Below are 22768 nucleotides of genomic sequence, written 5' to 3' on the forward strand. Positions count from 1 at the left end.
CGCGACCGTATGGCGGCCGAGGCACTTCCCGCAGTGGGTCCCGGTATCTACCGCAGTTCCGCGCAAGAGGACAGCTCTCGGCGAGCCCGCCACTACCGTGCCCGGGACCGCTACCAGGCGGCAGAAAGGCCAGGACCGTGGCGTCCACGGTCGTCACCGAGAAGCGTCCCGGTTACGGACAGCTGCTGCGCACTCCCGGCGCTCTCTCCTTCCTGCTCCCGGGCTTCGCCGCCCGACAGCCGTTCGCGATGCTGACCATCGGCATCGTCCTGCTCGTCCAGCACACCTCCGGCTCCTACGGCACCGCCGGCGCCGTCGCCGCCGCGACCGGTGTCTCCATGGCGCTCTTCGCCCCGCAGAGCGGCAAGCTCGCCGACCGCTTCGGCCAGCGGGCCGTCCTCATCCCCGGCGTGCTCGTCCACACCGCCTCCGTCTCCCTTCTCGTCGCGCTGGCCCTGGCCGGCGCCCCGCTGTGGGCCCTGTTCCTCGCGGCCATCCCCTCCGGCGCCTCCGTGCCGCAGGTGGGGCCGATGGTCCGCGCCCGGTGGGCGGCGAAGCTGGACGGCACGCCTCTGATGCCGACCGCCGCCGCCTTCGAGTCGGTGACGGACGAGTTCACCTTCGTCGTCGGCCCGGTCCTCGCCACCGCCCTGTGCACCGGCATCCACCCGGCCGCCGGCCTGATCGCCGAGGCCACGCTCACCCTGATCGGCGGCCTGTTCTTCGCCGCCCAGCACCGCACCCAGCCCGCCCACGGCCTGGCCGCCGCGGCCGGCCACTCCGACGAACCGCGCCGCTCGGCCCTGTCCGTGCCCGGCGTCCGCGTCCTCGTCATCGCCTTCCTCGGCATCGGCTCGGTCTTCGGCGGCATGCAGGTCTCCCTGACCGCCTTCTCCGAGGAGATCGGCAACCCGGGCGCCAACGGCCTGCTGTACGGCGTCTTCGCCGCCGGCAACATGCTCGCCGGCATCGCGATGGGTGCCATCGCCTGGAAGATCGGCCCCCGCCGCCGCCTGCTCCTCGGCTACACCGGTCTCACCATCGCCGCCTCCCTCCTCTGGTCCGCGCACTCCGTCCTGCTGCTCGGCGCGCTCGGTCTGGTCGTGGGTCTGTGCATCGCCCCGGCCCTGATCACCGGCTACACCATCGTCGAGACCCTGATCCCGGCCAACGCCCGCACCGAGGCCTTCACCTGGCTGACCGGCGCCGTGGCGCTGGGCCAGGCCGCCGCCGTCACGGTCGCCGGCCGGCTCGCCGACGCCCACGGCGCGAGCACCGGCTTCCTGGTGCCGATGGCGGGCACGCTGCTCGCCCTCGTCACCCTGCTCGCCCTCCGCTCGCGACTGCGCCCCCAGGCGACGAGCCGGGTCGCCGCGCGTGGTATCGGTCACCGAGTTCCGGTGTCGGTGGACTGAACCGACGGAATACGTCACTATGGATCGTCGTTAGCACTCGATGAGTGTGAGTGCCAGGAGGAAGACAAGTGCCGACCTACCAGTACCAGTGCACCGAGTGCGGCGAGGGCCTCGAGGCGGTGCAGAAGTTCACGGATGACGCCCTGACCGAGTGCCCGAACTGCAAGGGACGCCTGAAGAAGGTGTTCTCCGCGGTCGGCATCGTGTTCAAGGGTTCCGGCTTCTACCGGAACGACAGCCGCGGCTCGTCGTCCAGCAGCACGCCCGCGTCGTCGAAGTCCTCCACGACCTCGTCGTCCACCTCCACGCCGGCCACGCCGTCGACGTCTTCGTCGTCCTCCTCGGACTCGAAGCCGGCGGCCTCGTCGAACACCTCGGCGGCCTGACCTCCTCTCCACAGGTCCCGCAGGTCCATGGCTCCACCCGATGCCCTGTCGCTCACGCGGCGGGGCATTCGGCGTTTGTACGCGAGCCGCGCCCGGACGCACGGGCGCGCTTCACGATCGGACTGCCCTGATCCCGCGGGCCGGGGGTCGGCCACCCGCGGAAACCTGACTGACTCCAGCCTCCTCGGCCCACCCCGCCACGGCAATCGCTCGACGGAGTGAGGAAGTTGTCCACAACCGCCCGGTAGTCCACAGGCCCGAGCAGGATCGCGGCGGCCGCGGGACGGTGGGTGCGGTTCGCCGGACGGTCCGGCGAACGGCCCGTGTCACGACAGGCGGTCGCGCGATGAACACAGAATCCTGCTTCCCCCACACCCGCACCTCGGTGCCCGCGCCGTGCGGCGTGCCGCACTTCGATCCGCTGCGGGTCCGCGGCGCGCGGCTACGGCTGAGCCGGGCCCTGCGCCGCAAGCGACGGGCGCCGGCCGCGGTCCTCGCGATGACGGCCGCCGCGCTCGCGGCGACCGGGGCGGCCGGCGCCGAGGGCCTGGTCCCACATCCCCCGCCGCCTTCCTCGCACACCGCGCGCACGACGCACCGGCCGGCCGCCGTGCCACTGGTGTCCGCTCCGGTGCGGATCGCCGACGCGGCGACCGTCCGGCTGCTCAGGCCCGGCGACCGGGTGGACGTGATCGCGGCGCCCAACTCGCCGATGGGGGCGGGCGGCGAGGCCCGCGTGGTGGCCTCGGACGCCCGGGTGGCCGAGGTGCCGCCGCCGGGCGAGACCAGTCCGGACGGCGGGGCGCTGATCGTGCTGTCCGTGCCACGGCCGACGGCGACGGCGCTCGCCGGGGCCGGCATCACGTCCCAACTGGCGGTGACGCTGTGCTGATTCGCACTGACGGCCTGTCAAGTAACCGTCCCGTGTGTACGGATTGGACGCCTCTGCGCCGATCGCGGCCTAATGGCTCCGCACACAGCAGCACACGCGACGAAAGGCACCTTGGTGGCCGAGAAGAAGGAAAGCTTGCTGGGAGGCTTCAAAGCCTTTCTGATGCGCGGCAACGTGATCGATCTGGCGGTCGCCGTCGTCATCGGTGCCGCGTTCACCAACATCGTGAACTCGGTGGTCAAGGGCATCATCAACCCGATCGTCGGCGCCTTCGGCACGAAGGACCTGGAGGGCTACGCGTCCTGCCTCAAGGCCCCCTGCAAGGTGGTCGACGGCGAGATGCAGGGCATCCAGATCCAGTGGGGTCTGGTCCTCAGCGCCGTTCTCAGCTTCGTGATCACGGCGGCGGTCGTCTACTTCCTGATGGTCCTGCCCATGGCGAAGATCCTCGCCAAGCGGGCCGCGCACGACCGGGTGAAGGAGAGCGTCGAGGAGACGCTGGAGATCAGCGAGCTGGAGGTGCTCAAGGAGATCCGCGACCACCTGGTCGCCCAGCGTGGTCCGAGCGAGGGCACCGGGACGAGCGCCCGCGCCGGCGGCGGTTCGGGGACGCACCCCACCTCCTGACCGACGGCTCGCGTCGGCGTCAGAGGTGGTGCGGCGGCTTCTCGTCGAGGAAGCGCGCGAGGTCGGCGGCGCTGTCGCCGCCGGCGGGAGGCCGCTCGCCCCATCCTCGGTCCGTGTCGTCCGTGGACTGCCGGTCCAGCGGATCGTCGAAGATCAGTGCCGGCCTGGGTTGCGATTCGGGTACGGAGCCGGTCCGCTTCGCTGCTCGCGGTCCGGGGGCGGGGGCGGTGCTCATGTTCTCAGGGTACGCCGGGATCACCGCCCCGGACCCGGCCGATCCGCGGGACCGGGGTCGGCGGGCGGCCGGCGTGGCGGGACCATGGAGGGTTCGGGCGCGGTCCGGCGTAGCCGATGACCACGTCAGGGCGGGGGCCAGCCGGGCGGAGAGCTTCGCGGAGCGTTCGGGATCCCGCTCGATCCCGGCTCCCGGACCGGGGCCGGGGCGGGTGTGCCGGATCCGCGGGTCGCCCGTAGCCGCTGGTGGGGCGGGATCTGCGGCAGCGCTCGTGCGGAAGGGGGGTCGCTGACGGCACGGGTGCGGTGGTGGCGCGGCGCGCTGTGAGGGCCGGTGCGCGTCTGTGTTGTCCTTTGGGGCATGACGCAACCCTTCCTTCCCCTCACCGCCCGCGCGCGCGACGAGGCGCACCGTGCCGCCACGCCGCTGGAGCTGTTCTTCGACCTCTGTTTCGTCGTGGCCGTGGCGCAGGCCGGGGCCGAGCTCGTACACGCCGTCGCCGAGGGGCATGCCGGGTCCGGCATCGTGAACTACGCGATGGTTTTCTGGGCGATCTGGTGGGCCTGGATGAACTTCACCTGGTTCGCCTCGGCGTACGACAACGACGACGTGCTCTACCGCGTGGTCACGCTCGTCCAGATCGCGGGCGTGCTGATCCTGGCCGCCGGCGTCTCGCGGGCGTTCGAGGACCACGACTTCCTCGTCGTGTACATCGGCTACGTCGTCATGCGGCTGGCGCTCTCCTCCCAGTGGCTGCGCGCCGCGCACCACGCCACCGATCCCGCCGAGCGGACGATGTGCCGCCGTTACGCGGCCGGGGTCATCGGCTGCCAGATCGGCTGGACGGCGCTGCTCCTCGTTCCCGAGGACGTGCGCCCGTGGGTCTTCCTGGTGATGGCGCTCGCGGAGATGGCCGTGCCGATGTACGCGGAGAAGGACGTGACCACCGCCTGGCACCCGCACCACATCGCCGAGCGGTACGGCCTGTTCACGATCATCGTGCTCGGCGAGACGATCGCGGCGGCGACCGTCGCCGTGAAGTCGGGCGTCACGGAGAACGACGCCCTGGCCGAGGTGCTGCCGATCGCCGCCGGCGGGCTGCTGATCGTCTTCGCCGCCTGGTGGATCTACTTCGTCGTGCCCGCGCACGACCGGCTCGCCTCCAACCGGCAGGGCTTCCTGTGGGGTTACGGCCACTACCTGATCTTCACCTCGGCCGCCGCGATCGGCGCCGGCATCGAGATCGCGGTCGAACAGGCCGTCGGCAAGGCGCACATCTCCACCCTGGCCGCGTCCTCCGCCGTGACCATCCCGACGGCCGTCTTCCTGCTCTGCGTGTGGTTCCTGCACGCCCGCTACTTCAAGGTCGGCATCGCCCAGCAGCTCGTGAGTCCGGTCTCCGCCCTCGCGATCCTGATGTGCTCGTTCGCCGGGCGGTGGGCGGTTCCGGCCGCCGGTCTCGTCGCCGCCGCGACCGTGGCCGTGGGAGTGACCCTCACGGCTCTCAACCCGGCCACCAACCCGGACGCCCGGCGCACCCGGTCCGCCCGCTGACCGTCGGGGCCCTGCGCCACAATGCGTGACATGACCTTCCGGCTGCTCGGCCCGCTCACCGTCTCCGGCGCCCCCGCCCCCGGCGGCCCCCGCGCCCGGGCCCTGCTGGCGCTGCTGCTGCTCGACGCGGGCCGGACGGTCACGGCCGAACGCCTCGTCGACGGGCTGTACGGCGACGAGCCTCCGGCCGGTGCCGCCAACGCCCTGCAGTCGCAGGTCTCGCGCCTGCGCCGGGCGCTCCCGGACGGCGTCAAGGTCGAGCACTCCCCGGCGGGTTACCGCCTGACCGGCGCTGGCGCCGACGACGTGGACGCCCTCCGGTTCGAGCGGCTGGCCCGGGAGGGTGCCCGGGCCGGGGCGGCCGGGGATCCCGTACGGGCCGAGGGCCTCCTGCGCGAGGCGCTCGCGCTGTGGCGCGGGCCGGCCCTCGCGGACGTGCGGGAGGCTCCGTACGCCGCGGGGCAGGCGGCCCGGCTCGACGCGCTGCGGCTCGACACCCTGGAGGAGTGGGCGGCCGCGCTGCTCGCCGCGGGCGGCGACCCCGCCCCGCTCGTACCGGAGCTGGCGCGGGCCGCGGCCGCGCATCCGCTGCGCGAGCGGCTGCGCGCCCTCCAGATGCGGGCGCTCGCGGGCGCGGGCCGGCAGGCGGAGGCGCTCGCCGTGTACGAGGAGGTGCGCGGGGCGCTCGCCGAGGAGCTGGGCGCGGATCCGGCGGCGGAGCTGACGGCGGCGCATCTGGCCGTGCTGCGGGGCGAGGAGCCGGGGGCCGCCCGTGCGGCGGGAGCCTCCCGGCTGCCCGTCCCGCTCACCGACTTCGTGGGCCGGGAGCGCGAACGGGAGCAGTTGCGCGCCCTGCTGGCCTCGGCGCGCCTGTCGACGCTGGTCGGCCCGGGCGGCGCCGGAAAGACCCGCCTCGCCGTCGAAGCCGTCGGCGACGGCGGCACGGGCGCGGGCGTCGGCGGCGAGGCCGTGTTCGTGGATCTGGCGGCGGTGGGGCCCGGCGAGGTGGTGGCGGCGTTCGCCCGGGCCTTGGGGGTACGGGACGCAAGCCCGTACGGGCTCGTGCGCGCGCTCGCGGACCGGCCGCTGCTGCTCGTCGTCGACAACTGCGAGCACGTGGTGGCGGAGGCCGCCGGGCTGGTCCGGGAGTTGCTGGCCGGCTGTCCCGGGCTGCGGGTCCTCGCCACCAGCCGGGAGGCGCTCGGCATCACCGGCGAATCGCTGCTGCCGGTCGGCGCGCTCGCGCCGGGCGCGGCGGCGGAGCTGTTCGTACGGCGCGGGGCGGCGGCCCGGCCCGGTTTCGCCGGACACGCGCGCGTGCCGGAGATCTGCGCGGCCCTGGACGCGCTCCCGCTGGCCCTGGAGCTGGCGGCGGCCCGCCTGCGCACCCTTACCGTCGACCAGATAGCCGACCGGCTCGGCGAGCGACTCGGCGAGGGATTCGGCGAGGGATTCGGTGAACGGATCGGTGAACGCTCCCGCGAGAAGTCGCCCGCGGATTCCGGCACGAGCGCCCGCGACGAGCCCCGCGCGGATTCCGGCGCGGGCCCCGGCGAGAAGTCGCCCGCCGGTTCCGGTACGGGCCCCCGCGAGAAGCCCCGCGCAGGTGCCGGCGCGGGCCCCGGCGAGGAGTCCCGTACGCGTGCGGACGATGGTTCCGGCGAACGGCTCGCGGAACGCTTCCGGTTGCTCTCGCGGGGCGATCGCACCGCGCCCGAGCGGCACCGGACGCTGGCCGCCGTCGTCGAGTGGAGCTGGGAGCTCCTGGGCGCGGAGGAGCGGGAACTGGCCGCGCGCTTCTCGGTCTTCCGGGGCGGCGCGACGGCAGAGGCCGTGGCCCGGGTGTGCGGGGTGGAACAGGCGGACGCGGAGGACGTGCTGGCCTCGCTCGCCGAGAAGTCGCTGGTGGAGGCCGGTGCCTTCGACACCGGCACGGTCCGCTACCGGATGCTGGAGACCGTACGGGCCTTCGCCGCCGGCCGGCTCCCGGCCGGCGACCCGGCGCCCGCCGCGCACACCGCCCACCATCTGGCCCTCGCCCGCGCCGCCGACCCCCGGCTGCGCGGACCCGCCCAGCTCGACTGGCTGGCCCGCCTCGACGCCGAGGACGCGAACCTGCGCGCCGCGCTGCGCCGCGCGACGGCGCACGCCCCGGCGGACGCCCTCCGCCTGGTGGCCGCCCTCACCCCGTACTGGTGGCTGCGGGGACTGCGCGGCCAGGTCGCCGGCCTGGCGGCAGAACTCCTGGACGCGGTCGACGGCGCCGGCATCGACCCGGAGGCGGCCGGTCTGGGTGAGGAGTACGTGCTGTGCGTCCTCGCCGCGGGTGCCGGAGCCATGGGCCCGCACTCCGGGCGCCTCGACCGCGCCCGCACCCTGCTCACCTCCCGTACGGAACCGCTGCGTCAACCCTTCACCGCCTTCCTGTGGGCCACGGCGGCCGGGCCCGGGGAACGGCCGGAGGCACGCCTTCCGCTGCCGGACGACCCCTGGACGCGGGCGCTCGGACTCGCGGGCCAGGGACATCTGGCGCTCGGTCAGGGCGACGTGCCGGCGGCGCGGGCCGCCCTGACCGAGGCCCTGGCGGGCTTCCGGGCCCTCGGGGAGCGCTGGGGCACGGCCACCGCGCTGGAGGGCCTCGCCGGGCTCTCACCCGACCCGCTGCCGCTGTTCGCCGAGGCCCTGGAGCTCTTCGAGTCGCTGGGCGTCGCCGAGGACATCGTGGACCTGCTGGGCAGGCGGGCCGCCGTCCACGAGGCCGCCGGCGACACCGGACCGGCGGCGGCGGACCGGGCCCGGGCGGCGGCGGTGGCGCGGCGGGCGGGGCTGCCCGAGCCGGGCTGACCACATGCCGTACACCCCTGTCAGCGCGAGCCGACCGCACGCCGTACAACCCCTGTCAGCCCGAGCCGACCGCACACCGAACAACTGCTGACCGCACAACCCCTGTCAGCGGTCGTCAGCGTGCGGTGCGCGTCCCGTCAGCGGCCCCGGCGACTCTCCTCCTGTCGCGGCGAACGCCCGGCACCAAGGTCCGAAGGACCCGACAGGGAGAGTCACCACCATGCAGAACGACACCACCGCCCCCCGCACCGCTCTCGTCACCGGCTCCTCGCGCGGCATCGGGCGGGCCATCGCCCTGCGGCTCGCGCAGGACGGGATGCTCGTCGCCGTGCACTACGGGTCGGACGCGGCCGCCGGGCAGGAGACCGTGGATCTGATCGCCGCGCGGGGCGGGCGGGCGTTCACGGTGGCGGCCGACCTCGGGTCGTACGACGGGGTGCGCTCGCTCGCCGAGGGCGTGCGGGCGGGGCTCGCCGCCCACTCCCGGGACGCCGGGGACGCCGGTCTCGACGTACTGGTCAACAACGCGGCCGTCACGTCGTCCGGCGGACACCTCCAGGACGAGACGGTCGAGCAGTTCGACCGGCTGTTCGCGGTGAACGTCCGGGCCCCGTACTTCCTGGTGCAGCAGCTGCTGCCGGTGCTGCGGGACGGCGGCAGCATCGTCAACATCGGTTCCGGTGTCACTCGGATCGCGCTCGCCGACGAGCTGGCCTACGCCATGACCAAGGGCGCGATGGAGACGTTCACCCGCACGCTCGCGAACGTCGTCGGCGCCCGCCGGATCACCGTCAACACGGTCGCGCCCGGACCGACGCAGACCGCCGGGCTCACGGCCGCGCTCGCCGCGATGCCGCAGCTGGAGGAGATGCTGCTCGGGGGCCAGGCGCTGCCGTGGGTCGGCCAGCCGGAGGACATCGCGGACCCGGTGGCGTTCCTGGCCTCGCCGGAGGGCCGCTGGATCACCGGCACCGTGATCGACGCCTCGGGCGGCACCTACCTGGGCCCCAAGCGCTGACATTCGTGCTACGCAGGAGGCATGACGGAGGCCGGGTCGCGGATCGAGCACATGCATGACGCACTGACGGACGTGGCCGGCCTGCGGGTCGGCCACGCGCGCGTGCCGGGCGCCGGGGCGCTGTCCGGTACGACGGTGGTCCTCGCGCCGGAGGGCGGGATGGTGGCCGCCGTGGACGTACGGGGCGGGGGCCCGGGGACCCGGGAGACGGACGCGCTCGACCCGCGCAATCTGGTGGAGCGGATCGACGCGGTGGTCCTGACCGGCGGCAGCGCGTACGGGCTCGACGCGGCCGGCGGGGTGATGGCCTGGCTGGAGGAGCGGCGGCGCGGCGTAAGGGTCGGTCCGGACCCGGCGCACGTGGTGCCGGTGGTGCCGGCGGCCTGCGTCTTCGACCTGGGCCGGGGCGGCGACTTCGCGGCCCGGCCGGACGCCTCGACGGGCCGCGCGGCGGTGGAGGCGGCGGCGGCGACTGAGGCACGCGCGCGCGTGGTGACGGGTGCGGTGGGCGCGGGCACGGGGGCGGTGGTCGGCGGGCTCAAGGGCGGGGTGGGGACGGCGAGCACGGTCCTGGAGTCGGGGATCACGGTCGGCGCGCTGGTGGTCGTGAACGCGGTGGGCGCGGCGATCGATCCGGAGACGGGCGTTCCGTACGGCGCCCGCTTCGCGGGAGGCGGGCGCCCCGCCGACCCCGACCCGGCCGTGCACGAGGCCGCGCGGCGCCGGCTCGCGCGGGCCCGGGCCAGGCTCGCGCCGCCGCCGATGAACACGACGCTGGCGGTGGTGGCGACGGACGCGGTGCTGACCCGCGCGCAGGCGCAGAAGTTCGCGGGGACGGCGCACGACGGCATCGCGCGCGCCGTCCGTCCGGTGCATCTGCTCAACGACGGAGACACGGTCTTCGCGCTCGCGACGGGGGCGCGCGAATTGCCCTCCGCGCCGGGTCCGCTCGCGCTCAACGAGATCCTCGCGGCGGGCGCGGACGCCGTCACGCGGGCCATCGTCCGGGCCGTCCTCGCACCGCCCACCGGGATCTCGGGACCGGGCGGGGACTTCCCCGCCTACCGCGAGCTGTACGGGGACGCGCAGGCCGACGCGTACGGCGACTAGCCCGGCGCCCCGACTGCCGGTATACCAAAGGAAGTTGAAGAAAACTTTCGGGGGGCGCGGAAACTCATTGTGCGCCCCGTTCGTTTTCCCGAACGCCGGACACGATGTCAGACCCAGGGACTACGTTTAGCAAGCATCAAGTGACATGCGGCGACGGCCTGGAGACCCTCTTGAACGATCCGCAGGATCACCCTCACGATCCGTACGAGACGACCGAGACCCACCTTGAGCGACTCCTCGGCCGGGCGCTCAACTCCTTCGACCTGCCCGACTCCATGATCGAGCGTCTGGAGTCGGCCCTCGCGCACTCCAACGCGCTGTATTCCTCGCACCACAGCGCGTCGCTGCACCGTGCCACGTACCGCCACACGTATCTGCTCCCCGACGGCACGGCGCTCAGCCTGTGGGAGCTGGTGCACAACTCCGGCCGGGACGGCACCGAGCACCACGAGCTGTACGCGGCCGAGGCGGACGCCCGGCTCGCCGCGTCCCGGCTGCCGGCCGGACCCTCGCTGGGCTGGAGCGCGGAGCGCCCCGACGGCACGCCCGCCGACGAGGACGACGACCTGGAGCTGCTGAGCGCGCTCCTGGCCCGCCCCATACCGGCCCAGCCCCGGATGTACGTGCCGGACAACTCGGCGGACCACGCCCGCAGGGTGCTGCGCCGCGCGGAGAACGCGGACCGGCCGGGCGAGGCGACCGCGCGCCGGCTGCGGCTCGCGTTCGCGCACCACATCACTCAGGCCTTCGGGCGCCAGTGCCCCGTGGAGGGCGGCCGGGACGCCGGCTTCACCCTCTACGAGCACCAGTTCCTGCTGCTCGACGGCAGCGAGCTCAGCCTGTGGGAGGTCGAGCACACGGCGACGCCGGACGGCCGGCACATGTGCGAGGTGTACGAGGACGAGCGCGCCGCGCGCGAGGCGATGGAGTCCCGCTCCCGGGTCCGCTGACGCCGCACGCGGCGAGGGAGGGCCCGAGGGGCGACCCCTCGGACCCTCCCTCGTGAGAGACGGCCGGTCAGGAGACCAGCGCGGGCTCCTTCTCGACGGTCGGCGTGCCGTCCTGCGCCGGCTCCTCCTCGCCGCCGCCCTCCAGGTGCTGCTTCGGCTTCGCCGGGAGGGCGAACATCACCAGGAAGATGCCGGCCAGGACCGCCGCGGCCCAGCCCAGCGAGTTCTGGAAGGCGTGGGTGAAGGCGGCGCTCGTCTCCGCCGGGGCCATCGCGAGGCGCTTCTCGTCGATCGTGCCGAAGAAGACGACCGACACCAGGCCGAGGCCGAGCGCGTTGCCCATCTGGCCGGTCGTGTTGATCAGGCCCGAGGCCGAGCCGGCGTGCTCGCGCGGCACCTCGGAGAGCACGGCGTCCGTCAGCGGGGCCACGATCAGGCCCATGCCCAGGCCCATCACGACCAGCGGCGGGATCATCTGCCACGGATGGATGTCCGCGCCGTAGCGGCCGGCGACGAAGAAGTAGAGCAGGATGCCGGCCGCCATCGTGACGGCGCCCGTCTGGAGCACCTTGCGGCCGAAGCGCGGCACCAGCTGCTGGACGGACAGACCCGCCGCCATGGACACCGCGATCGAGAACGGCACGCCCGTCAGGCCGGCCTTCAGCGGGCTCCAGCCGAGCCCGATCTGCATGTAGAGCGTCCAGACCAGGAAGAAGATGCCCATCACGACGCCGAAGGTCAGCTGGACGGCGATGCCGGCCGCGAAGGACTTCACCTTGAACAGCGACAGCTCGATGAGCGGCGAACCGTCCTTGCGCGCCTTGTACTTCTCGTAGGCGACGAGCGCGGCGAACACGACGAGGCTGCCGGCCATCATCAGGTGGCCCCACAGCGGCCAGCCGAGCTCGCGGCCGCGGGTCAGCGGGTAGATCAGCATCAGCAGCGCGACGGTCACCAGGAGCACGCCGACCAGGTCGAGGCGGAGCGCCTTCGGGGCCTTGGACTCGGTGATGAAGCGGCGGCCGAGGATGATCGCGGCGACGCCGACCGGCAGGTTGATGAGGAAGATGGGGCGCCACTCCAGGCCCGCGATGTTCCACTGGGTGAGCAGCGCGCCGAGCAGCGGGCCGGAGACCGCGCCCAGGCCGATGATCGCGCCGAACATTCCGAAGACCTTGCCGCGCTCGTGCGCCGGGAAGGTGACGTGCACGATCGACAGGACCTGCGGCACCATCATCGCCGCCGCCGCGCCCTGGAGGAGGCGGGAGCCGACCAGCATCTCCTGGTTCGCGGCGACGCCGCAGAGCGCGGAGGCGAGGGTGAAGCCGGCCGTGCCGGTGAGGAAGAGGCGCTTGCGGCCGTAGATGTCACCGAGCCGCCCGCCGGTGATCAGACCGGCCGCGAACGCGAGCGCGTAGCCGGCGGTGATCCACTGGATCGCGCCGAAGGTGGCGCCGAGGTCCCGCTCGATGCTGGGGATCGCGATGTTGACGATCGTGGCGTCGACCAGGTCCATGAAGGCGGCGGTCATGACGATGGCGAGGGCTATCCACCGCCTTCTGTCGGCGGCGTCGGCCGCGTCCGCGGCTTGGGGGGCCGCGTCCGGAGCGGCGAGGGCGGCGTCGTGTGAACTCATACGGGAAAAGTAAAGGCCATATAGGTCAGCTCATGTCCTAGTTGGCCCCCATCCTGGTAAACATGACGGACACACCGGCACGACTCCTGACTCTGTTGTCGCTGCTCCAGACCCCGCGCGAATGGCCCGGGCGCGAACTCGCCGAACGGCTCTCGGTGTCGCCGCGCACCATCCGGCGGGACGTCGACCGGCTGCGCGAGCTGGGCTATCCGGTCGAGGCCAGCAAGGGCGCGGTGGGCGGCTACCGGCTCGTCGCGGGGACCGCCATGCCGCCGCTGCTCCTCGACGACGAGGAGGCCGTGGCCATCGCGGTCGGGCTGCGGGCCGGGGCCGGGCACGCCATCGAGGGCGTCGAGGAGGCGTCCGTACGGGCGCTGGCGAAGCTGGAGCAGGTGCTGCCGTCGCGGCTGCGGCACCGGGTCTCCACGCTGCAGAACGCGACGATCCCGCTCACCCGCGGCGACGGCGCCACGGTCGCGCCGGGCACCCTGACCTCGCTCGCGGGCGCGGTGACCGGGCAGGAGCGCCTGCGGTTCGGCTACCGGGCGGGCGACGGCACGGAGACGAAGCGGCTCGTGGAGCCGTACCGGCTGGTGTCGACGGGGCGGCGGTGGTACCTCGTCGCGTACGACCTGGGGCGCGAGGACTGGCGCACCTTCCGCGTCGACCGGGTCAGCGAACCCTTCCCGACGGGTGCGCGCTTCTCGCCCCGCGAGCTGCCGGCCGGGGACGCGGCCGCGTACATGACGCAGTCCATGTCACGCGCCCAGCCCGAGCTGGACCTCGACGTCAGCTTCGGCGCCCCGGCCGAGTTCGTGGCGGCGCGCCTGCCCGCGCACCTGACGCCGACGGCCACCGGCCCCGACGGCTGCCGGCTGCGGACCCGTACGACCGACTCGACCGAGTGGCTCGCGGTGCGCTTCGCGATGGTCGACGCGCCTTTCACCATCCACGGCCCGGAACCTCTGCGGGCCTACGCCGCGGAGCTGGGCGCGCGCCTGGGCGCGGCGTCGTCGCAGGGCTGACGGCACCCGGCGGGCCCTGCGGGCCCCGCCCTGTGGGCCCGCACGCCCTGGTCTCGCGCCGCCGCGCGGTCGCGGCGGCGGCCTCAGGCCACCGCGTCGAAGCCGGTGTCCCGTGCCATCTTCTTCAGTTCGAGCAGCGCGTGCTTCTCGATCTGGCGGATGCGCTCGCGCGTGAGGCCGTGCTCCTTGCCGACCTCGGTCAGCGTGCGCTCGCGGCCGTCCTCGATGCCGTAACGCATGCGGATGATCGAGGCGGTGCGGTGGTCCAGCTTGTCGATGAGGTCGTCGAGCTCCTCGCTGCGCAGCAGGGTGAGGACGGACTGCTCGGGCGAGATCGCGGAGGTGTCCTCCAGGAGGTCGCCGAACTGGGTCTCGCCCTCGTCGTCCACCGACATGTTGAGGGAGACCGGGTCGCGGGCCCAGTCCAGGACGTCCGTGACCCGCTCGGGGGTGGAGCCCAGCTCCTCCGCGATCTCCGCGGGCTCCGGGTCGCGGCCGTTCTCGCGGTTGAACTCGCGCTGGACGCGGCGGATCCGTCCGAGCTCCTCCACCAGGTGGACGGGGAGCCGGATGGTGCGGGACTGGTCGGCTATGGAGCGGGTGATGGCCTGGCGGATCCACCACGTGGCGTACGTGGAGAACTTGAAGCCCTTCGCGTAGTCGAACTTCTCGACCGCGCGGACCAGGCCCGCGTTCCCCTCCTGGATCAGGTCGAGCAGGGGCAGCCCGCTGCGCGGATAGCGCCGGGCCACGGCCACGACGAGCCGCAGGTTGGACTTGATGAAGAGGTCCTTGGCCCGCTCGCCCTCGGCGACCAGCGCCTCGAGCTCCTCGCGGGAGGCTCCGCCCGCCTCGCTCTCGGCCTCGCCGTCGAGGATCTGCTGGGCGTAGACACCCGCCTCGATCGTCTGGGAGAGCTCGACCTCCTTGGCGGCGTCGAGCAGGGGCGTACGCGCGATCTCGTCGAGGTACATGCCGACCAGGTCGCGGTCGGCGATCTCCCCGCCCACGACGCGAACGCTGCTGGCCCGGCTGCTTCCCCGCGCGGTGCTGCTCGCGGCGGACGACTGACGACGGGCGACGGCACGGGTTGCCATGCGTGCTCCCTTGCTGAGTAGGTCGCGACACCCTGTCGGGTGCCCTGCATCCGACGGAAACAACGACTGGAATCAGGACAGAATTCCCACCCGGCACATGGATTTTCGCGATCATGCAGTATCCTGCGCCGCCGCCGCGCTTCCGAGGGCGTGGAGCGCCGGGCCCGGGCCCTCGCGGACCCGCAGGTCAGGCCGGGCGCGGCGGGTGATCCGGAGCCGTCCGTACAGCCCCGCGCCCACCCTCCGCGACGATCCGCGTGAGACCGTCGTCACATACGGCCCCACTCCGCCCCGCACACCGGAGCGGCGGCTTCCTCGGCTCCGCTCCGGCCGTGAAGACGCACCGTGCCGCCGCCGGGTTGCCGGCCTAGCCGAACTGCACGGACCGCTTCGCCAGCCCCATCCAGAACCCGTCGATGACACTGCGCTCCGCGTCGAGGTCGCCGGCCGCGTCCGCCGCGCCCATCGTGACGAAGAGCGGGGCGAAGTGCTCGGTGCGCGGGTGGGCGAGACGGCCGGCCGGGGACTTGTGCTCGAAGTCCAGCAGGGCGTCGACGTCCTGCGCGGCGAGCGCCTCGTGCCCCCACGCGTCGAACTCGGCCGACCAGCCCGGCACGCCGCCGCCGGTGTGCCGCAGCGCGGCCAGGTTGTGGGTGAAGAAGCCGCTGCCGACGATCAGCACGCCCTCGTCGCGCAGCGGGGCGAGCCTGCGGCCGATGTCCATGAGGCGGCGCGGGTCGAGGGTGGGCATGGAGATCTGCAGGACGGGGATGTCGGCGCCGGGGTACATCTCGACGAGCGGTACGTACGCGCCGTGGTCGAGCCCGCGGTCGGGCATGTCCTGGACGGGGACGGCGGGCGAGCGGAGCAGCTTGCGGACGGACTCGGCGAGCCCGGGCGCGCCGGGGGCGGCGTACTGGACCCGGTAGTAGTGCTCGGGGAAGCCCCAGAAGTCGTAGACGAGCGGCACGGTCTCGGTGGCGCCGAGGGCCAGCGGGGCCTCCTCCCAGTGCGCGGAGACCATGAGGATCGCCTTGGGCCGGGGCAGGCCGGCGGACCAGGCGGCCAGCTCGCCGGGCCAGACCGGGTCGTCGGCGAGCGGCGGGGCGCCGTGCGAGAGATAGAGGGCCGGCATTCGTACAGGCGTGGCGTCGTCCATGGCGTCCGCCTCCTTCACCGCGAGATCCGAGGGGACCGGAGAAGATCCCGATTCTTGAAGTTTCAAGCTCACTGCTCGCGCACAGCTTAGACCGGATCTAGTTCAACTTTCAAGAATTGGTCGTACCATGGCTCCATGACCGAACCCCGCTGGCTCAGCGACGAGGAACAGCGCACCTGGCGCGCCTACCTCCACGCCACCACCCTCCTGGAGGACCATCTCGACCGCCAGTTGCAGCGCGACGCCGGGATGCCCCACATCTATTACGGGCTGCTCGTCCAGCTCTCCCAGGCACCGCGCCGCCGCATGCGGATGACCGAGCTGGCCAAGGACGCCAAGATCACCCGCTCCCGGCTCTCGCACGCCGTCGCCCGCCTGGAGAAGAACGGCTGGGTCGCGCGCGAGGAGTGCCCCTCCGACAAGCGCGGCCAGTTCGCCACGCTGACGGACGACGGCTACGAGGTGCTGCGCCGCACCGCGCCCGGCCATGTCGGCGCCGTACGCCAGGCGCTCTTCGACCGGCTCACCCCGGAGCAGGTCGAGCAGCTCGGCGCGATCATGCGGACGGTCTCCGAGGGCCTCCAGCCCACGGGCCCGGACGCGGACCTGCCCTGGCTCCGCTGAGCGAGGACGCCGAGCGGGGCCAGGGCAGGAGAAGCGCCGAAGAGGTGGGCCTGCGGATCAGTGCGCGATGACGGGGATCTTCACCTCGTCCTCGGCACCGTCGCGGGAGCCCGAGCCCGCCACGACCCCGCCGCCCGGCTTCCCGGTGGTGATCAGGGTCAGCGCGAGGGTCGCGGAGACGGCCAGGATGCCGACGGCCCACCAGATGGCCGCCGAGTAGCCCTCGACCATGCCCTGGAGCTGGAGCAGCTTCTGTGCCGACGGAGTGGTCGCGCCCGCCGCGTGGTCCGCTATGTACGCGGTGGTGGCGGAGGCGGCGATGGTGTTCAGCAGGGCCGTGCCGATCGCACCGCCGACCTGCTGCGAGGTGTTGACCATCGCGGAGGCGACCCCGGCGTCCCGCGGGTCCACTCCGAGCGTGGCCAGGGACATCGCCGGCATGAACGCCGTACCCATGCCGAGACCGAGCAGCAGCTGCGCCGGCAGGATCAGCCCGGCGTAGGACGAACCGATCTCCAGCTGCGTGAGCAGCAGCATGCCGACCGCTGCGGTCAGGAAGCCCGGCCCCATCAGCCAGCGCGGCGGGACCCGGGTCATCAGGCGGGCGCCGATCTGCGTGGAACCGGTGATCATGCCCGCGATCATCGGCAGGAACGCGAAGCCCGTCTTGACCGGCGAGTACCCCTTCACGACCTGGAGGTAGTAGGTCAGGAACAGGAACAGGCCGAACATCGCGATGACCGCGAGACCGAGCGACAGGTACACGCCGCCGCGGTTGCGGTCGGTGACGACGCGCAGCGGCAGCAGCGGCGACTTCACCTTCGACTCGACGAGGACGAAGGCCGCCAGCAGCACGGCCGCGGCGACGAACAGACCGATGGTCACCGGGTCCGTCCAGCCGTCGGGCCGCTCGGCGTGCGTGAAGCCGTAGACGAGGGAGACCAGACCGAGGGTGGACAGGACCACGCCCGGGATGTCGAGCGGCGAGCGGTTGCGGCCGCCGGCCGGCTCACGGATCACGAAGAAGGCACCGGCCGCCGCGATGACCGCGAACGGGATGTTGACGAAGAACGTCCAGCGCCAGTTCAGGTACTCGGTCAGGAAGCCGCCGAGGATCAGGCCCACGGCGCCACCGCCACCGGCGATCGCACCGTAGATGCCGAACGCCTTGGCGCGCTCCTTGGCATCGGTGAACATCACCGCGAGCAGGGACAGCGCCGCCGGCGCGAGCAGCGCGCCGAACGCGCCCTGCAGCGCACGGGCGCCGAGCATCATCGCCTCGCCGGTCGCGGCGCCACCGAGGGCGGAGGCCGCGGCGAAACCGATCAGACCGACGACGAACGTGCGCTTGCGGCCCCACAGGTCGGCTATGCGGCCGCCGAAGAGCAGCAGACCGCCGAAGGCCAGCGCGTAGGCCGTGATGACCCACTGCCGGTTGCCGTCGGAGATGCCGAGGTCCTGCTGGGCGGAGGGCAGCGCGATGTTCACGATCGTCGCGTCGAGCACGACCATCAACTGCGCGAGGGCGATGAAGACCAGGGCTCTCCAGCGACTGGGATCGGCCTGGGTCTGGGGGATTTTAGGCATGGGGGTAGCCACCTCTTGGCGCGAAAGGGTGAAAGAAGATGAAACGGGACTTAGGGGAGGGGGGTTGCGGGGTGCTTAAGAGAAGGGAATGACGGGTCAGGGGCTACGGAGCCGGGGCTGCGAAGCCGGGGGCACGAAGTCGGGGTGCGAAGCCGGGGGTACGAGGTCGGGGGTACGAAGCCGGGGGTACGAAGCCGACGACGGGGCGCGGTCCACCGGCACCGGCACCGACGGGCGTCACTCCCGGGCGGCGCAGGAGCTGGTCCTCAGGTCCTCCAGGGTCGCGGCGACACCGGGGAGTTCGGAGCGGGCCGGCGCCTCCAGGCCGTCCAGGAACACCTGCAGATGACGGTGGACGAACCGGTCCATGTCCAGACAGGCCTTCCCGGGCAGCGGACGGGTCAGCTGCGACACCGCCACCATCAGGTCCCCGACCCCCACGTCGGCGCGGAGCCGGCCGGCCTCCCGCGCCGCGTCGACGAGGCCCTGCACGGCCTCCTCCAGGCGGGCGCGCTCGGTCATCAGGTCGGGGTGGTCCTTGTCGAACGCACCGTCGAGCATCGGGCACAGGGCACCGACCCGCTCGTCGGCGGCGGCGTGGGTGAAGCGGCGGAGCGCGTCGAAGGAGTCACCCTCCTGCTCACCGGCCTCCCGCGCCCGCTCCGCTATCCGGGACATGGAGGAGAGGACGACCTCGCGGACGAGTTCGTCGCGGTCGGGGAAGTTGCGGTACAGCGTGGCGTTGCCGACGCCGGCGCGGCGGGCTATCTCGTCGAACGGCACCTGTGCGCCGAACTCCACGAACATCTCGCGGGCCGCCGTCACGATCCGCTCGCGGTTGCGCAGCGCGTCCGCGCGCGGGCGCGGGACACGACGGGCGGGCGCGGCGGATCCGCCGTCGGCCGGTCCGGCGGCGTCGACCGGTCCGGCGGCCGGCCCGGCGGCGTCGACCGGTCCGGTGGCGTCGACCGGTCCGGTGGCGGTGGCCGGCGCGGCGGACGCGACCGCGGTGTCAGCGGGGCTGATGCTCACTGCCGTACCTCTCCCTGGTGATCCAAGCGATCCACGCGATTCGAGCGATCCGAGTGATCCAAGTGATCCGGGGACCGAGTCCCCACTTCGTCGAACACAGGCATAAACGGGGAACGGATCCCCGGTTATTTCCCGACCCTGATGTGACCTGGGTCACATCAGGGGCCGTCCCCGGTCACGTCCCCCGGTCGGCCCACCCGACGCGCGCCCCCCGACCGCCCGCCACAGGCTGATCGCACTGAAGGAGACGACGGAGCCGACGGAGCTGACGGCGTTCAGAGAGGCGACCGCATGCAGGAGACCCCCCGGCGGATACGCAGACCCATCGCCCTGGCTTCGGCGGCCGCCCTCGCGATCGCCGCCCTGGCAACCGCCAGCACGACCCTGCCCGGCCCGGCCCCCGCCTCCGCGGGACCCGTGGCCAACGGGCCCGGGAAGGCGCCGCTGGGACCGTGCCGGATCGCCACGACGATGGGTGTGCAGATGTCGGAGGGAGTCCCGACCACTCCCGGGTACGCCCGCTCCACCGGCCAGATCAGGGCCCTGAACCTGATGATCGACTTCCCGGACGCGCCCGGGCAGGGCACGGCCATGAGCCGCTTCCGCGAGTTCTTCCCGCGGACGTCCGACTGGTTCCGCGTCAGCTCGTACGGCCGCCTCCGGTACCGCCCCGAGGCCCCGATACCCGACTGGCTGCGGATGCCGCACCCCTTCTCCTCGTACGGCGTCGAGCGCGGCTCACCGTACGAACCGGGTTACCGCAAGCTCGTCGAGGACATCGTGAAGGCCGCCGACACGCGCGTGGACTTCAGCGCCTACGACCTGGTCAACGTCCTCGTCACGCCGAACGCCGGGCCCTCCGCGCTCGACACCGTCCTGTCCGTGACCTTCTCCGGCAACGACGACGCCCCCTACGCGGACGGCGTCCCGCTCTCCAACACGTCCTTCGTCTACAGCCGCCAGGACGACGGCTCGGGCAGCTACGCCGACACCGGCTACCGGGTGCTGCCGCACGAGAACGGCCACGTCTTCGGGCTCCCCGACCTCTACACCGCGGACGGCGGCGGCACGGTCGGGCACTGGGACATCATGTCCGAGGACTGGGGGGCCAACAACGACCTGCTCGGCTGGCACAAGTGGAAGCTCGGCTGGCTCGACGACGACCAGGTCATCTGCGCCTCCCGGCCCGGCGACTTCGAGTACACGCTGACCCCGCTGGCGGCCACCGGCGGCCCCAAGCTCGTCTTCGCCCCGTTCTCCGGCACCTCCGGCTACGCCGTCGAGGTCCGCACCCGCGAGGGCAACGACGAGGCCGTCTGCAAGCCCGGCGTCCTCGTCTACCGCATCGACACGGACGTGGACACCGGGCACGGACCGATCACCGTCACCGACAGCGACCACGAGAGCGGCGGCTGCACCAGGCGCCCCAACGTCCAGGCGGAGCTGTCGGACGCCCCGTACGGACCGGGCGAGTCCTTCACCGACCGCGCCAACGGCATCCGGATCACGGTCCTGGACGAGGACCCGGCATCGGGCGGCTACCGGATCCGCGTCTCGCGGAACTGAGCCTGCGGAGCGTCCCGCGGATCCCGTGGATTCCGCGGATCCCGCGGATCCCGCGGCTCGCGAAGGTCCGGCAGGTCGCACAGCACGCACAGCATGCGCAGGTCCGGCAGGTGGCGCAGCCCGCGCAGCCCGCGCAGGTCAGGCAGGTGGCCCAGCACGCGCGGGTCCGGCAGGTGGCCCAGCACGCGCAGGTCCAGCAGGTCAGCGCAGGCCGCGCAGCTCCGGCAGGTCCCGCAGCTCGCGCTTGAGGACCTTCCCGGCCGCGTTGCGGGGCAGCTCCGCATCCCGCACGACGACGTGCGCGGGCACCTTGAACGCGGCGAGCCGCGTCCCCACGTACGCCCGCAGCTCCGCCGTACCCACCGGACCCGCCGGGCCGTCCGGACCCGCCGTGGCCCCCTCGCGGAGGCGGACCACGGCGGCGACCTCCTCGCCGAGTACGGGGTGCGGAACGCCGAGGACAGCGGCCTCGACGACGTCCGGGTGGTCGAGGAGCACGCCCTCGACCTCGACGCAGTACACGTTCTCGCCGCCCCGGATCACCATGTCCTTGAGCCGGTCGACGATCGTCACCAGGCCGTCGTCCCCGATCCGCGCGAGATCACCCGTACGGAACCAGCCGTCCGCCGTGAACGCCTCCCGGGTGGCGGCCTCGTCGCGCCAGTAGCCGCGGACGAGCGCCTGGCCGCGCAGCCACAGCTCGCCGACGCCGGCCGCGTCCGGCCGGTCGATCCGCAGCCGGGTGGCGGGGGTGGGCCGGCCCACGCTGCCGGGGTCGGCGCGGTAGTCGGCGCCGAAGTTGGCGAGGACACCGCCGCAGGTCTCGGTGAGGCCGTAGCCGTTGCGGGGCTCGATCCGCTCCCCGTACGCGGCGGCGATCCGCCCCGCGAGCCCGGGCGGCGCGGCCGCTCCGCCGGTGTTGAACATCGTGACCGACTCCAGCGGATCGCCGGTGCGCGCGGCGAGGTCGAGGAGCTGGAGCGCGGTGGTGGGGACGCCCGCGTAGTGCGTGACGCGGTGGGCCCGGATCAGCTCCAGGGCCCTGGCCGGGTCCCACTTGCGCATCAGGACGAGGGTGCCGCCGGCCGCCATGACCGAGTAGAAGGAGGTGAAGGCGGCGACGTGGAAGAACGGGTACGTGGCGAGCGAGACCGGCACCCGCCCGGCGCCCGGCCGCTCACCGCGGCGCAGGGCCGAGGCGGCCGCGAAGTAGCCGGGGTTCATGGCCGCGCCCGCCTGCGCGAGGTGGGTGGCGACGGCGCCCTTGGGGCGGCCGGTGGTGCCCGAGGTGTAGATGATCGTGGCGTCGTGCTCCGGGAGCACGTCGACGGGCGGCGGGCCGAGGAACGGGTCGGTGTCGGGGACGTACGCCTCGAAGCCCTCGACCGGCTCCGCTCCCGCGCCGTGGAAGACGATGCCGGGGACGGAGTGCGCGCGAGCCCACGCGGCGACGCGCGGCACCCGCTCGCCGTCCACGAGCAGCCCGCGGGGCGCGCAGTCGTCGAGCGCGTACGCGAACTCCGCCTCGGTCCACCAGGCGTTGAGCGGCACGGCGACGAGCCCGGCGAGCTGGGCGGCCCAGAAGGCCGTCTGCCACTCGGGGTGGTTGCGCATCGCGACGACGACCCGGTCGCCGGGGCGCAGCCCGTGCACGTCGACGAGCCGCCGCGCGAGACCGCAGGCGGCGTCGAAGAAGGCGCGGTAGCTCGTCGTCGCCCCGTCCTCGGAGATGAGGAACGGCCGGTCACCGAAGGCCCAGGTGGCCTCGACGAACTCGCGCAGGGTGCGGGGACCGCCGACGTAGACGCCGTACTCGTCGACGGCGAAGGGGGCGCCGGGGGCGGTGAGGAGGTGGGGGTGGTCGGAGTGGGGGTGGGGAGGGTGGTTGATGGTCGCGGACCTGTCGGCCGGGTCCCGGTCGAGCGGAACCCGGTCGTCCGAAGACTGGCCGTCCGACCGCTGGTCGTGCGAGCCCAGGCCGTCCGAACCCTGGCCGTGCCAGCCCAGGCCG

At 73.3% G+C, this 22768-nt stretch carries 20 protein-coding genes; 12 read left to right on the forward strand and 8 right to left on the reverse strand.

What is annotated here, in order from left to right:
* Window positions 1-137: 137 nt before the first annotated feature.
* From ACFYU9_RS34300 to mscL, 4 genes are all read left to right on the forward strand, one after another.
* The gene (locus tag ACFYU9_RS34300; RefSeq protein WP_389215521.1) at window positions 138-1415 is read left to right on the forward strand and encodes an MFS transporter; all 1278 of its coding nucleotides are present in this window, start codon (window positions 138-140) and stop codon (window positions 1413-1415) included.
* 68 nt (window positions 1416-1483) lie between these two features.
* Entirely contained in the window at window positions 1484-1801 is a 318-nt protein-coding gene (locus ACFYU9_RS34305) for an FmdB family zinc ribbon protein (protein WP_389215518.1), read from the forward strand.
* A 346-nt stretch (window positions 1802-2147) separates the two neighbouring features.
* Complete coding sequence (locus tag ACFYU9_RS34310) at window positions 2148-2693, forward strand: hypothetical protein (RefSeq protein WP_389347444.1); 546 nt, start codon at window positions 2148-2150, stop codon at window positions 2691-2693.
* Window positions 2694-2807: 114 nt separating this feature from the next.
* Window positions 2808-3320, forward strand: coding sequence for a large conductance mechanosensitive channel protein MscL (gene mscL, locus ACFYU9_RS34315; RefSeq protein WP_389347447.1), 513 nt, complete (start codon window positions 2808-2810; stop codon window positions 3318-3320).
* Window positions 3321-3339: 19 nt separating this feature from the next.
* Here mscL and ACFYU9_RS34320 read toward each other — a convergent pair whose 3' ends face one another.
* On the reverse strand, window positions 3340-3555 hold the full coding sequence (locus ACFYU9_RS34320; protein ID WP_389215510.1) for a hypothetical protein: 216 nt from the start codon (window positions 3553-3555) through the stop codon (window positions 3340-3342).
* 360 nt (window positions 3556-3915) lie between these two features.
* Here ACFYU9_RS34320 and ACFYU9_RS34325 point away from each other — a divergent pair, with 360 nt between their 5' ends.
* From ACFYU9_RS34325 to ACFYU9_RS34345, 5 genes are all read left to right on the forward strand, one after another.
* On the forward strand, window positions 3916-5109 hold the full coding sequence (locus ACFYU9_RS34325) for a low temperature requirement protein A (RefSeq protein ID WP_389215506.1): 1194 nt from the start codon (window positions 3916-3918) through the stop codon (window positions 5107-5109).
* A 30-nt stretch (window positions 5110-5139) separates the two neighbouring features.
* On the forward strand, window positions 5140-7953 hold the full coding sequence (locus ACFYU9_RS34330) for a BTAD domain-containing putative transcriptional regulator (protein ID WP_389347449.1): 2814 nt from the start codon (window positions 5140-5142) through the stop codon (window positions 7951-7953).
* Window positions 7954-8173: 220 nt separating this feature from the next.
* Window positions 8174-8971: an SDR family oxidoreductase gene (locus ACFYU9_RS34335; protein WP_389347451.1), complete on the forward strand. Its 798-nt coding sequence runs from the start codon at window positions 8174-8176 to the stop codon at window positions 8969-8971.
* Window positions 8972-8992: 21 nt separating this feature from the next.
* Window positions 8993-10081, forward strand: coding sequence for a P1 family peptidase (locus ACFYU9_RS34340; protein WP_389347453.1), 1089 nt, complete (start codon window positions 8993-8995; stop codon window positions 10079-10081).
* Window positions 10082-10185: 104 nt separating this feature from the next.
* The gene (locus ACFYU9_RS34345; protein ID WP_389347455.1) at window positions 10186-11031 is read left to right on the forward strand and encodes a DUF6227 family protein; all 846 of its coding nucleotides are present in this window, start codon (window positions 10186-10188) and stop codon (window positions 11029-11031) included.
* Window positions 11032-11098: 67 nt separating this feature from the next.
* On the opposite strand, the gene ACFYU9_RS34350 is transcribed toward ACFYU9_RS34345, so the two are convergent.
* Complete coding sequence (locus ACFYU9_RS34350) at window positions 11099-12667, reverse strand: MFS transporter (protein ID WP_389215491.1); 1569 nt, start codon at window positions 12665-12667, stop codon at window positions 11099-11101.
* A gap of 62 nt (window positions 12668-12729) precedes the next feature.
* Between ACFYU9_RS34350 and ACFYU9_RS34355 the strand changes: the two genes are divergently transcribed.
* Window positions 12730-13692 (forward strand): helix-turn-helix transcriptional regulator, encoded by a 963-nt coding sequence (locus ACFYU9_RS34355; protein ID WP_389347457.1) that lies wholly within the window; start codon window positions 12730-12732, stop codon window positions 13690-13692.
* Window positions 13693-13775: 83 nt separating this feature from the next.
* Here the strand turns inward: ACFYU9_RS34355 and ACFYU9_RS34360 are convergent, their stop codons facing one another.
* Both ACFYU9_RS34360 and ACFYU9_RS34365 read right to left on the reverse strand, forming a co-directional pair.
* Window positions 13776-14789 (reverse strand): RNA polymerase sigma factor RpoD/SigA, encoded by a 1014-nt coding sequence (locus tag ACFYU9_RS34360; RefSeq protein ID WP_389215485.1) that lies wholly within the window; start codon window positions 14787-14789, stop codon window positions 13776-13778.
* A gap of 367 nt (window positions 14790-15156) precedes the next feature.
* Window positions 15157-15948: a dioxygenase gene (locus tag ACFYU9_RS34365; RefSeq protein WP_389215482.1), complete on the reverse strand. Its 792-nt coding sequence runs from the start codon at window positions 15946-15948 to the stop codon at window positions 15157-15159.
* A 135-nt stretch (window positions 15949-16083) separates the two neighbouring features.
* Between ACFYU9_RS34365 and ACFYU9_RS34370 the strand changes: the two genes are divergently transcribed.
* Window positions 16084-16572, forward strand: a complete 489-nt coding sequence (locus ACFYU9_RS34370; protein ID WP_389215479.1) for a MarR family winged helix-turn-helix transcriptional regulator — start codon at window positions 16084-16086, stop codon at window positions 16570-16572.
* Window positions 16573-16629: 57 nt separating this feature from the next.
* Here ACFYU9_RS34370 and ACFYU9_RS34375 read toward each other — a convergent pair whose 3' ends face one another.
* Complete coding sequence (locus ACFYU9_RS34375; RefSeq protein ID WP_389215476.1) at window positions 16630-18159, reverse strand: MFS transporter; 1530 nt, start codon at window positions 18157-18159, stop codon at window positions 16630-16632.
* 237 nt (window positions 18160-18396) lie between these two features.
* On the reverse strand, window positions 18397-19005 hold the full coding sequence (locus ACFYU9_RS34380) for a TetR/AcrR family transcriptional regulator (protein ID WP_389216043.1): 609 nt from the start codon (window positions 19003-19005) through the stop codon (window positions 18397-18399).
* 477 nt (window positions 19006-19482) lie between these two features.
* On the opposite strand from ACFYU9_RS34380, the gene ACFYU9_RS34385 reads away from it, so the two are divergent.
* On the forward strand, window positions 19483-20757 hold the full coding sequence (locus tag ACFYU9_RS34385) for a M6 family metalloprotease domain-containing protein (RefSeq protein ID WP_389215473.1): 1275 nt from the start codon (window positions 19483-19485) through the stop codon (window positions 20755-20757).
* Here the strand turns inward: ACFYU9_RS34385 and ACFYU9_RS34390 are convergent.
* Window positions 20730-20942 (reverse strand): hypothetical protein, encoded by a 213-nt coding sequence (locus ACFYU9_RS34390; RefSeq protein ID WP_389347459.1) that lies wholly within the window; start codon window positions 20940-20942, stop codon window positions 20730-20732. The two genes, ACFYU9_RS34385 and ACFYU9_RS34390, sit on opposite strands and share 28 nt — an antisense overlap.
* Before the next feature lie 16 nt (window positions 20943-20958).
* Window positions 20959-22647 (reverse strand): class I adenylate-forming enzyme family protein, encoded by a 1689-nt coding sequence (locus ACFYU9_RS34395; protein WP_389347576.1) that lies wholly within the window; start codon window positions 22645-22647, stop codon window positions 20959-20961.
* Window positions 22648-22768 lie beyond the last annotated feature (121 nt).

Source organism: Streptomyces sp. NPDC004327, from assembly GCF_042873935.1.
Lineage (GTDB): Bacteria > Actinomycetota > Actinomycetes > Streptomycetales > Streptomycetaceae > Streptomyces.

What these genes read in the sequence shown, in the direction of transcription:
- ACFYU9_RS34350 (WP_389215491.1), bottom strand. Translation starts at nt 12,667, where the DNA reads ATGAGTTCACACGACGCCGCCCTCGCCGCTCCGGACGCGGCCCCCCAA.
- ACFYU9_RS34370 (WP_389215479.1), top strand. Translation starts at nt 16,084, where the DNA reads ATGACCGAACCCCGCTGGCTCAGCGACGAGGAACAGCGCACCTGGCGC.
- ACFYU9_RS34360 (WP_389215485.1), bottom strand. Translation starts at nt 14,789, where the DNA reads ATGGCAACCCGTGCCGTCGCCCGTCGTCAGTCGTCCGCCGCGAGCAGC.
- ACFYU9_RS34375 (WP_389215476.1), bottom strand. Translation starts at nt 18,159, where the DNA reads ATGCCTAAAATCCCCCAGACCCAGGCCGATCCCAGTCGCTGGAGAGCC.
- ACFYU9_RS34310 (WP_389347444.1), top strand. Translation starts at nt 2,148, where the DNA reads ATGAACACAGAATCCTGCTTCCCCCACACCCGCACCTCGGTGCCCGCG.
- ACFYU9_RS34365 (WP_389215482.1), bottom strand. Translation starts at nt 15,948, where the DNA reads ATGGACGACGCCACGCCTGTACGAATGCCGGCCCTCTATCTCTCGCAC.
- ACFYU9_RS34355 (WP_389347457.1), top strand. Translation starts at nt 12,730, where the DNA reads ATGACGGACACACCGGCACGACTCCTGACTCTGTTGTCGCTGCTCCAG.
- ACFYU9_RS34340 (WP_389347453.1), top strand. Translation starts at nt 8,993, where the DNA reads ATGACGGAGGCCGGGTCGCGGATCGAGCACATGCATGACGCACTGACG.
- ACFYU9_RS34385 (WP_389215473.1), top strand. Translation starts at nt 19,483, where the DNA reads ATGCAGGAGACCCCCCGGCGGATACGCAGACCCATCGCCCTGGCTTCG.
- ACFYU9_RS34345 (WP_389347455.1), top strand. Translation starts at nt 10,186, where the DNA reads ATGTCAGACCCAGGGACTACGTTTAGCAAGCATCAAGTGACATGCGGC.
- ACFYU9_RS34330 (WP_389347449.1), top strand. Translation starts at nt 5,140, where the DNA reads ATGACCTTCCGGCTGCTCGGCCCGCTCACCGTCTCCGGCGCCCCCGCC.
- ACFYU9_RS34335 (WP_389347451.1), top strand. Translation starts at nt 8,174, where the DNA reads ATGCAGAACGACACCACCGCCCCCCGCACCGCTCTCGTCACCGGCTCC.
- ACFYU9_RS34325 (WP_389215506.1), top strand. Translation starts at nt 3,916, where the DNA reads ATGACGCAACCCTTCCTTCCCCTCACCGCCCGCGCGCGCGACGAGGCG.
- ACFYU9_RS34320 (WP_389215510.1), bottom strand. Translation starts at nt 3,555, where the DNA reads ATGAGCACCGCCCCCGCCCCCGGACCGCGAGCAGCGAAGCGGACCGGC.